This window comes from Methylobacterium sp. E-065 (genome assembly GCF_022829605.1).
Lineage (GTDB): Bacteria > Pseudomonadota > Alphaproteobacteria > Rhizobiales > Beijerinckiaceae > Methylobacterium.
The window spans coordinates 1-9,970 of the sequence record NZ_JAKSYD010000094.1; the positions used below are offsets into that span (position 1 = coordinate 1).

Annotated in this window: 8 protein-coding genes and 1 pseudogene; 3 read left to right on the forward strand and 6 right to left on the reverse strand. The window is 62.1% G+C overall.

Annotated elements, in window-relative coordinates; translation table 11 throughout:
- A partial coding sequence (locus MKK84_RS09350) for a hypothetical protein (RefSeq protein WP_243919060.1) occupies positions 1–266 on the forward strand: 266 nt, incomplete at its 5' end.
- Positions 267–633: 367 nt separating this feature from the next.
- Here the strand turns inward: MKK84_RS09350 and MKK84_RS09355 are convergent.
- Both MKK84_RS09355 and MKK84_RS09360 read right to left on the reverse strand, forming a co-directional pair.
- On the reverse strand, positions 634–1,071 hold the full coding sequence (locus tag MKK84_RS09355) for a hypothetical protein (RefSeq protein WP_243919050.1): 438 nt from the start codon (positions 1,069–1,071) through the stop codon (positions 634–636).
- A gap of 143 nt (positions 1,072–1,214) precedes the next feature.
- Positions 1,215–2,408 carry an OprO/OprP family phosphate-selective porin gene (locus MKK84_RS09360; RefSeq protein ID WP_243919051.1) on the reverse strand — a complete coding sequence of 398 codons (1,194 nt, stop codon included), beginning with the start codon at positions 2,406–2,408 and terminating at the stop codon, positions 1,215–1,217.
- Between the two features lie 588 nt (positions 2,409–2,996).
- Here MKK84_RS09360 and MKK84_RS09365 point away from each other — a divergent pair.
- Complete coding sequence (locus MKK84_RS09365) at positions 2,997–3,434, forward strand: DUF2231 domain-containing protein (RefSeq protein ID WP_243919052.1); 438 nt, start codon at positions 2,997–2,999, stop codon at positions 3,432–3,434.
- Between the two features lie 2 nt (positions 3,435–3,436).
- The gene (locus MKK84_RS09370; protein ID WP_409566473.1) at positions 3,437–4,753 is read left to right on the forward strand and encodes a PQQ-dependent sugar dehydrogenase; all 1,317 of its coding nucleotides are present in this window, start codon (positions 3,437–3,439) and stop codon (positions 4,751–4,753) included.
- Positions 4,754–5,095: 342 nt separating this feature from the next.
- Here MKK84_RS09370 and MKK84_RS09375 read toward each other — a convergent pair whose 3' ends face one another.
- The 4 genes and pseudogenes from MKK84_RS09375 to MKK84_RS09390 form a co-directional block, all read right to left on the reverse strand.
- The gene (locus MKK84_RS09375; protein ID WP_243919054.1) at positions 5,096–5,476 is read right to left on the reverse strand and encodes a nuclear transport factor 2 family protein; all 381 of its coding nucleotides are present in this window, start codon (positions 5,474–5,476) and stop codon (positions 5,096–5,098) included.
- A gap of 314 nt (positions 5,477–5,790) precedes the next feature.
- Positions 5,791–6,981, reverse strand: coding sequence for a cupin domain-containing protein (locus MKK84_RS09380; protein WP_243919055.1), 1,191 nt, complete (start codon positions 6,979–6,981; stop codon positions 5,791–5,793).
- A gap of 401 nt (positions 6,982–7,382) precedes the next feature.
- Entirely contained in the window at positions 7,383–8,228 is an 846-nt protein-coding gene (locus tag MKK84_RS09385; protein ID WP_243919059.1) for a DMT family transporter, read from the reverse strand.
- Between the two features lie 172 nt (positions 8,229–8,400).
- Positions 8,401–9,693, reverse strand: a pseudogene (locus MKK84_RS09390) (peptide ABC transporter substrate-binding protein); the annotation flags it as partial.
- Positions 9,694–9,970 lie beyond the last annotated feature (277 nt).

Here is a 9,970-nt window from a genome sequence, read left to right on the forward strand (position 1 = left end):
GTGGCGTCTTGGCCTTCGGACGGCACGCCTCGACCAGCGGCTCCAGCTCAGACCATTGCGCGTCGCTCAGCATCATCCCTCCTGCCTTGAAGAGAGGAAACGCAAGCCCCGCCAGTCCGTTCAGGCGACGACAGGCCCTAGTCGGTTCAGTGCGCGACCTCAGCGGCGACTTCCGACCGTCGATCTGGCTGCTGGTCCTGGTCGGCGTGGCAATGCTGGTGCTGAGCCCGTTCCTGCGTCCGCACCACCACAGCCCACGAGCATGAGGCTCGAGGGCACGGCGGGTGAGGCCGAAGCTGACCTTGTCGTGCTCTAGTTGAATTGGTGGCACGTCTATGGATTTGTCCGACCTTCAGTTTTTGGGCTTTCCTCATCTTCGCCGTGCCGGGGCTGCTCGCGCCAATCGCAATTGCTTGGTGGAAGGGCCGAGCCATCGGCACGGTTGTCCTTCTCAGCCTCGTGTTCTGGCCCGGCGCCCTCGTCCTAGCACTTCGGCTTCCACGCCAACCGGAGAAACACGTCGCGCGGAACCGTCTGCGTTGAGCCGGAACGTTATGTCCCCTCAGTCCCGGTCGTAAGGCCACTCCCATCACGCGCCCAAAAGCAGACCTTCTCAGGGCTTGCTATGGGTCGTTAGAAGGCCGTCTGCTTTTCCAGCACTTTTGCTCCGAAGCAGCCGTTCCGCTTTCGGCCAGATCCGGTTCCGCGGCGGGCGTTCTTGAATGGCTGGGTTGGGTGGATTTGCGACCGTCCGCTTCCAAGCAGGTGATGCGTCAAAGCGGACGTTGTCGCTTCGCCCGCTGATTTCGATAAGACGTCGGAAGGGCTGGAAAGAGTCAGCCGACCAATCGGCGTCAGCCTTCCGTTACCACGCCATTCGGATTTGCTCGAAGAAGAAACCTTCAGTTTGAGCGGATGCATCTTGGTTCGCCAGCCAGACGATCCAGCAGCCGCCTGCTTGAGGGATCGGTATCCAGTATCGTTGTTGAAGTCTGTCGCGGTGTAGCCCGGATTAGCGGCGTTGACCTTGATCCCATATGTGGCGAGTTCTTTGGAGAAGGCTACGGTCACGGCGTTCAGGGCAGACTTCGAACTGTTGTAGCTCAGGATGTTGACACTGAAGCGTGGATTGGTTGGCCTCTCTCAATGCGCCCGATTCAAGCCCTCCCCCTGGCACCTACGGGGCTATCGCCACTGTGCCGACTGAACGGCACTCACCAGTAGATCTGCAGGCGCGTGACAACAGTGTCGACCGAAAAGGGCGCACTGCCAATGGCATTGGATTGGGTGTCGCCTGGCCGGACACGCCCGTGGATGTAGTTCGCGATCAAGCGTAGGTTCGGCTCAGGGTACCAGCTCAAGCCAACGGTAACGTCCCGCTCGGCGCCCCCGCGGAGCCCCCGGGCATCGAGGTCGATGGCACTGTAGCGGGCGGCCAGCTCGAAGACGCCGATCCCGCCCCGGGAGACGCGCTGCGCATCCGGCACCAAGACGCCCTTGAAGGTCGCATAGGTCGTGCCGCCCTGGGGTACCAGCGAGTAACCGCGACCCTCTCCATTCAGTACCAGGCCCGCTTCGACGTAGCCGCCCTGGAAACCGAGGACCGGCGCCGTCCCGCTCGGGCCCGCGAACTGCTCGGTCTCGGCATGGATGTACTCGGCCTGAAGCAGCCACGAGCCCTTGCGATAGGCGAATTCAGCGCCGATACGGGACGCGCGCGCCACGTCGGGTAGGTCTCCTGTATCCACGAACGAGCGAGCAAATAGGGAGGCTTCCGCCTGCGTGGAGAAGCTGAAATCGCCGTCACTTCGGGAGCGGCGTCGATAAATGCCTGCGAGCCCGAAATGCAAGGTCTCGTGCTCCTCCAGGATTGGTGCCCAGGTCGCCCTGGCCGCAACCGCCACTCCATCGCCGGCAATGCCGTTGCTGGCCGCATTTCCGAACACCCCGGCCACCGCAGTCCAAGCCTGCCCATGTTGCCCGACCGCAACTCCGAACCGGCGGTCCGGTACGAAGGCGTTCGCCAGCGAGCGCTCGGTGAACAGGGTGTTGTTGTTACTTTGCAACCATTCGAGGCTGAACGGCACCTTCATGTTGCCGAGCGTGAGGATTGTGTCAGGCAACCCCTTCCACGCCACGAAGGCATCGTTGATGGGCTGCAGCGGGTCGCTGAAATCGTATTGGAAGGCGATCACCCAATCACGACCAATGGTGAGCGTCGGCTCGATCCAGGACCGGCGCACCGCGACATTGTCTGGGAAAGCCTCGGGCAGGCCCGGCCGACTGAAACCGGCTGCGCCGGCATCGATGTGCAACCGGCCACCGATCTCAAGCTTCACCTCTTGATCAGGAAACGTGAGGGTCAATCCTTTCTCGTCATAGCTCAGGCGTTCGCCATAGGGACCCACGACGCCCTTGAACGCATCGTCTCCAGCGCTGGCAGGCGCTGTAACGGCAAGGGAGACAGCTAAGAAGGTCAGGGCGGAGCGTGTTCCAATCACCGTGCCAGAGTGCAGTTTGTTCCGGTGGCGGCAAGCACATGGGTGGAGGTCCGGTCAAATCATGGTGGCCGTGGCATGGCTGTCACGTTCTGCGGTGGTCATACCCGAATATCTGAACTTTCAGCCGCAGCCGCCGCTTAGAACCTGCAGTCGTAGTGGTTACGGTTTGGCTGCTCATCTGCAGCGGGAGCAAGGGCGGCAACCGGGCAATCAATGGACTCAAACGGGATCGCACGTCTTGAGGTGACTTTCACTCGCAGAGTTTCCCAGCGTTCGTGAGATGCACTGCCACGAGTTCCGCCGGGTAGGACACCCAGGCGGGCAGCCCGTCGCCGGGCTCGCCAGGAAGATGCGAGATGTATACTGGAGACAGCACGTTGGTTGGACTTTGCTTTAGCGATGAACCTGCCGAGCCATGCGGCAGCTATCCGAAGTTTCGTGCTCCATGCTTGCCTGATGGAGCTCTGATTAGTTTTCGAAGCAATGGAGATTGAAATGGCAAGGCAAGTCGACGGGCATCGTGCGCCCAGACCGCTGCACCCGTTGTTCGTCGGCCTTGGCGGCGCCTTGCTGATGGCCGCTCTGTTCACGGATTCCATGTATTTCAGCAATGCGCTGATGCAGTGGGCCAACTTCTCGGCGTGGCTGCTCACCGGCGGGCTCGTGCTGGCCCTAGTCGCTGCGCTCGTGCTTGTGCTCGATTACATGCTCGGCAGGGCCGGGCCGATCAGTTGGCCCGACTTCGGCCTGCTGACCGTCGCCGCAATCCTCTCGATCGTCAACGTCTTTATTCACACGCGCGATGGCTGGACGTCTGTCGTTCCGTCCGGGATCGCCGTGTCGGCTATCGTCGCAATCCTGCTTCTCGTAGCCGGCCTTCGCGGCTGGTGCGTCACTGGCGTTAAAGGTCTCGCCCGGGGAGAGAACGCATGACCATGAAGCGATTCCACGCAGCTTCCAGCCTGATGGTCGTCGCAATGCTAGCCGGCTGCAACGACAAGGGGGGCGATCCCTCGAAACAATATGGATCCAATCCGGACATCCCAGAGTCCCATCAGTACGTTATCCCCCCTATGAGCGTGCCGCAGGCCGTTGGCTGGAAGGAGGGGGAAACGCCCACGGTTCCCGGCGGCCTGCGCATCCAGGCCATGGCGAACGGGCTGATGCATCCGCGTATCGTCTACCCACTCTCCAACGGCGACATCCTCGTCGTCGAAAGCAACGGCCCCGGTACCAAGCCTTTCCGGCCAAAGGACTACATCTCGGGTTTGATCAAGGCCCGCGGCGGTGCTGGCGACAAAGGTGGTAATCGCATCACGTTGTTGCGCGATGCCGACGGCGATGGCGTTCCGGAGTTGAAGACGGTGCTCGTCGACCATCTGCACTCGCCTTACGGCGTCGCGGTAGTGGCGGATACGCTGTACGTAGCCAACACCGACGCGATCATCGCCTATCCGTTCAAGCCCGGGAAGACGGAGATCAAGGAGGCGGGGACCAAACTCGCGGATCTGCCGGCCGGCCCGATCAACCATCACTGGACCAAGTCGATGGTCGCGAGCCCCGATGGATCGAAGCTCTACGTCGGCGTTGGGTCCAACAGCAACGTCGCCGAAAACGGGTTGGATATCGAGGAGGATCGCGCGGCCATCTTTGAGGTCGACAGGCTGACCGGCGCCAAACGCCTCTACGCGACCGGGATACGCAACCCGACGAACCTCGCGGTCCAACCGGGAACAGGGCAGTTGTTCGCCGTCGTCAATGGACGCGACGAGAACGGGCCGGATGCGGATCCGGACTATTTGTCCTTGATCAAGGAGGGCGGCTTCTACGGATGGCCCTACAGCTACTGGGGGCAGCACGTTGACGACCGCGTCCAGCCACAGAAGCCGGACATGGTCGCGAAGGCGATCAAGCCGGATTATGGACTAAGCTCCCACGTTGCGGCCCTCGGTGTCGCGTTCAGCCAGGGCCAGACGGTGTCGCCGCAATTCACCACTGGCGCGTTCGTAGGCGAGCATGGCAGCTGGAACAGGGATCCGCTGAACGGCTACCAGGTGATCTTCGTCCCCTTCGTCGATGGACGCCCGAACGGAGCACCGCTTCCAGTGGTCACCGACTTCCTTGCGCAGGACAAGAAGACCGTTCGCGGACGACCGGTCGGCGTGGCGCTTGATAGGACCGGCGCTCTGATCGTAGCAGACGATGTTGGCAACACAGTCTGGCGCGTGAGTGGGGCAGCGGCCACGCACTAGAGCATGCTACCAACGAGCGGCAATGCATCTATAGCTGTGCATGCACTACACCATCAGGAAGATCACGCTGAAAATCGAATGAATATTTCGATATGCGGCGTGGTCCAAATTGTATTTGCACGCAAATGCCTTAACAGGCACACGTCCTTAACCAAGCAACTGCATCGGTGTCCGCTGCTGGCGTCCACCGGAAGCCGGCGATACGACGAAATTGTGTCGAGACCCGTCCGACCGCTCTACGACCTGATCGGGTGGATATCTGCTAATCTGCTATCGGCCGTTGAACCCAGAAAGCGAACCCTCGCTTATCGGCGGTTCGCTCTGCCAGTCCGCGTCTCGAAGTCAAACAATCCGTTCAACCCACCGCGAACGCGACGGTCCCGGGGCAAATGGGTCACCAAAATATTGCGTTTCCCGAACAACTTTCCCGTCGCGAAACTCCATGATGCTCACGGTGTAGGACGGCTTACCGTCATACGTGAGCACGTACTCCGTCACCCATAGATCGCCAGATCCGACAATCCGTCGCACATCAAACCGTTTCTTATTAGGTTGTGCCGAAGGAGATGCCTGAATCTTGTGCCGCCCACTGATACGCTCGCCGGATTGAGGATATTCAAGCACTGCGTCGTCGAGATAGATCTGATGCTCTTCCTCAAAATCGTAAGCGTCCGAGGCTGCCCAGTGCTTGTCGAGAGCGCGTTTAATCTCTTGATCGTTCATGAAAGACCTCCCGCGCATATACATCATAACAGGCAGTTCGAGCGGCCTGCTATGAAAGCACGCGCATTCCACCGTTGAGACCGAAGCGCTACCAACGACTGCTTTGGAGCATCAGGCAGGCCACCACTAAGGTCAATTTTGGGTCGCAAGCGGGATGACCGCTTGGGGTGGAAATCTGCCGGGCTCCTTTCGGGCAGCTAAGAGGCATAATCGGACGTGTTATACGGTAAGGCGGTGCAGCAGATTGTCTAAGTTTATAGCGGCTGAGGTCCTGTAGGCGAACCCCACCCTTTCAGTCGATAATAGACCTTCGATCAGCTCTGCTTCAGTTTGGCGATCGTCTCGGCTGGCACGCCAGCGAAGTTGTTCGACACGAGATAGTTCGGGCTGGCCTTGATCCAGGCATCGAGGTCGATCTCTTCGAACTTGCCGTTATCCCAGGTCTGAATGATCTCCAGATCCTCGTCGCCGACGTTCTTGATCGCGTGGCCGAACCCCTGGGGAATGTAGGCCACGTCGCCCGGCGAGAACTCCGCCACCTTGCCGCGGCCGCCCGAGCCGAACAGCGCCACCTGACCCTTACCCTTCAGGTAGAAGTGCCATTCGTTGGCGTTCACGTTCCAGTGGAACTTGCGCATCTGGCCGGGCCGGATGGTCATGACGCCGCCCGACATCGACTTGGAGACCGGCCATTCGTCCACGGTTGCGAGGCGGAAGGTCCCGCCGTCGAACTCGCGCACGGCACGCGGATCCTTGAGCAGCCGGAACTTGTGGGTCGACTCTTTCGGCCACGGCGCATCGAGGGCCTGAGAGAGCGGGATGACCGGGCCGGCCTGGATATAGGCCTCGCCCTTCGGGAAGGCGTTGAGCGCCTCCTTCGGCAGCCCGAAATTCTCCGCCAGCATGTCCTTCGGGGACACGTCGACCCAGTCGGTGATCGAGAAGGTGCCGTGCTCCGAGAAGGCGCCGTTGTCGAACGACAGGATGAAGTGGCACGGCTTGTCGCCGATCGTTTGGATCGAGTGGCCGTGGCCCTTCGGAAAGAACCAGAGGTCGCCCGGTTCGTAATTGTTGATCTCGCTCGCCCCCGACGGATCGAGCACGACGGTCTGGCAGCGGCCGTCGATCACGTAGGCCCACTCGGCCGCGATCGCGTGCCAATGCAGCTCGCGCGAGGCGCCGGGGTCGAGGAACATGTGCACGCCCGCGATCCCCTTGCTGATGGGGAACTGATGGACCGTGGCCTCCTTAGCCCAGCCGCCGGACGTCACCTTTGGGACGTTGCCATCAAGGGAGAAGTGGAAGTCGGGCATCGCGCCGACATCCTTGGGATCGTGATAGGCAACCTGCGCGCCCGGGGGGAGCTGCTGGACATCACGGCCGGAGCCGCCGGCGCCGGGTGCTCCATGATCCGTTGTCGCTGCAGCAGCCTGCTGCGTCAGCGCTACCAGGCCACCAGCTCCCAGGGCGGCGGTCCCAAGAAATGCGCGTCGGTTGGCATCCATTTTTTGTGTTCCCAAATTTGGCTGCATCAAACCCAATAAGCTGAGTCTTTGCTGTGCCGCAGTAGGGGAATTTTGTATGCCAAAAAATCACGTACTCGTGATGGATGATCATGAGGTGTCGAACGTAGTGGGCCGCCTTATGGCTGTTATTGGGAATAGCTTGGCATGGTGCAAGCGGCCGGTACGGGTCGTTTCATGACCGTCCGCTTTTCCAGCGGGCGTTCTCTGTAGCGGACAGGCGGCTTCCGGCCAGAACCGGTCGACCGCCTCGGACCCAACGCAGCGAAATGCGATCTTACAGCGCGAGGTGTAATAGTGGCGCAGCCGAACCAGGAAGCGGTTTGCGTGTGCCTCCCGTCACGAACCGCTCAAGAAGCAGCTTGGCCGACCTGCACACCTGATCATTCGGCAAGCGCCAACGCGGCCGCTGCAAGCATAATCCCCATACCCGATGCCTCCGCCCATCCGAAGGGCTCGTGCGCGTAGAGGATGCCAATCGTGACCGCGATCACCGGGCTGACGAAGGCGTACAGGCCGGCGCGGAACGCGCCCCAGTCTCGCACCAGCCAGAGGAAGATCGAGAAGGCGATCAGCGAACCGCCGATTACCATCACGCCGAGGCAAACGAGCACTCGCTCGTCCCGGAGGGCGGCGAAGCGGCCTGGATCGAACCCCTCGACGAACAACGAGACAGGCATGAGCCCGATCGCGCCGATGAGCGTCTCCCAGAAGGCCAGAACCAGTGGCGGCATCGTCTGCGTCAAGGGCCGACTGATGACGGAGCCCCAGGCATAGCAGGCCGTACCGACTGCCACTGACGAAAGCGCAAGTACCGCTGTGACGCCGTCTTGCGCGGCCCCGTTACGGCCTGAGAACAGGAGCGCGAGACCGACGACACCAAGTCCGATCGCGCCGACTCGACGCGCGCTGAGGCGCTCCTGGCCGTAGATAAAACCGATAAGGGCGAGGAAGATCGGCATCAGCGACAGATTGACGATCGCTGACAGACCGCTCGGCGCATGAGCGATACCCCAGAAGACGAAGCTGTAGCAGCCCGTCGTGATGAGGAGCGAGGCGGCGACGATCCGGCCGAACGCCTGGATGCGCAGCGGCAGGCGCCGCGCGCGTACGATGACGAGGAAAAGGATGCCGGAGAGGAGGAAACGCACCGTTGCGAGGAAGATCGGCGGAACGGCCTGAACGGCGATCTTCGTCGGCAACCACGTCACCCCCCAGATCAGCGCCATGACGCCGAAGGCTACGAGGCGGCTCACGTCGAATCGCCTCCGACATTCATGCGGCACTCACCGCCAGCGGCTCAAGATTAGCAGTTGTCCAAGCCCGGTCGACGTGGCGCGACGACGGACTGCGATGAAAAGCCGTAGCAGGATGGCGGCGTCCCTGGCCCCGCTCTCCTGCTCAGGCCTCCCGGTACCAGTCGGGCAGGAACGACAGGTCGTTGTCCCAGCCGCTCTGCGGGGCGACGAGCTTGGCGCTAGCAGCCGAGACCTTCGCCCGGTGGATCAATGGTAGCACGTGCTCGGAGACCGCGAGGTCGTTGCAGGTGATGAGCAGCGCCGCCCGCTTGACCGGGTCGAGCTCGCTCTGGGCGGCGTTGTAGGCCTTGTCGTAGGCGTCGTTGCGCCAGCGTACGACGTTGCGGCCCTGCCACTTGTTCTCCTGTGTCGCAACTTCCCACGAAACATACTGGAGCAGCCAGATCGCTGGATCCGCCTGGGTCATGTTATTGGTGTACATCTCCATGTCGGCATAGAAATGTGGGTAGGTGTCGGGGTTGGCCGGGTCGGAGGAGAAGAACACCGAGCCGGTCACCGATTTCAGTTCGATCTCGATGCCGGCCTTGGCGGCCGCCTGCTTGATGATCGCCTGAGTCTTCTGGCGCGGGGCGTTGATCGAGGTCTGGAAGACCAGCTTGAGCTTCTTGCCGTCCTTGGCGCGGATGCCGTCCGAGCCCTTGGTCCAGCCGGCCTCGTCGAGCAGCGCGTTGGCGCGTGCCGGGTCGAAGGCGACATTCGTGGTCTTCGAGACGAAGTGCTCCGGGCCGTTGACCGTGTTGGCGGTGGCCTTGCCGGTGCGTCCGTAGATGTAGGTCTCGATCGACTTGCGGTCGACGAGCAGATTCAGCGCCCGGCAGACCTTCGGGTCCGAGAAGGCGGGGTGCCTCGTCGTGATCGAAGACCGCTCGCCGTCCACCTCGACGTTCGGGTCGGCGGCATTGAGCAGCAGGAACTCGAGATTGCCACCATAGACCACGTCGACCCGGCCCTTGCCGCCGGTCTCCAGGCGCTTCAGCACCTCGTCCTCGACTTGGAGGTTCCAGGCATAGTCGTACTCGCCGGTCTGGAGCACGGCCCGGGCCGCCGAGACCGCGTCGCCGCCGCCCTTCATCTCGATCGTGTCGAAATACGGCCGGTTCGGCAGGTGGTAATCCGGATTGCGCTCGCCGCGGACGATGTCGCCGGGCCGGAACTCCACGAACCGGTACGGGCAGGTGCCCACGGGGGCGAGGTTCTGGGGTGCGTCGCGGGACTTCGCGCCGCTATAGGGGCCGAACAGGTGCTGCGGCAGCACCATCCCGACGACGCCCACGAAGGCGTCGCCCCAGTAGGGCGTCGGCTTGTCGAACAGCACCCGGACGCTGATGTCGTCGTGTTTCTCGACCTTGCACTCCTTGTAGTATCCGGCCGTTAGCGGGTTTCGGCGCTGAAGCCCGGGGTGAAGTGCCACGACGGCAAGCCGGGCACCGCCGAGGACCTCGTGTTCACCTGAGCGTATGCCCGCGCTCCCCCCGCCGCGGCGGTGGCGGCCGGGTCCGACAAGGATTGCAAGGTCGAGAAGATGAGCCACCTCAGCGTCCGGGAGCTGTTCGACAAGCCGACGCCCTACGGGTGGGACGCCTTCGTGGGCGTCGTCGGGACGGTGCTGCCGCAGCACCTGTGCGGGCCCTATAGCGGCGCGAAGTACCGCG

What these genes read in the sequence shown, in the direction of transcription:
- MKK84_RS09365 (WP_243919052.1), top strand. Translation starts at nt 2,997, where the DNA reads ATGGCAAGGCAAGTCGACGGGCATCGTGCGCCCAGACCGCTGCACCCG.
- MKK84_RS09370 (WP_409566473.1), top strand. Translation starts at nt 3,437, where the DNA reads ATGAAGCGATTCCACGCAGCTTCCAGCCTGATGGTCGTCGCAATGCTA.
- MKK84_RS09375 (WP_243919054.1), bottom strand. Translation starts at nt 5,476, where the DNA reads ATGAACGATCAAGAGATTAAACGCGCTCTCGACAAGCACTGGGCAGCC.
- MKK84_RS09380 (WP_243919055.1), bottom strand. Translation starts at nt 6,981, where the DNA reads ATGGATGCCAACCGACGCGCATTTCTTGGGACCGCCGCCCTGGGAGCT.
- MKK84_RS09385 (WP_243919059.1), bottom strand. Translation starts at nt 8,228, where the DNA reads ATGGCGCTGATCTGGGGGGTGACGTGGTTGCCGACGAAGATCGCCGTT.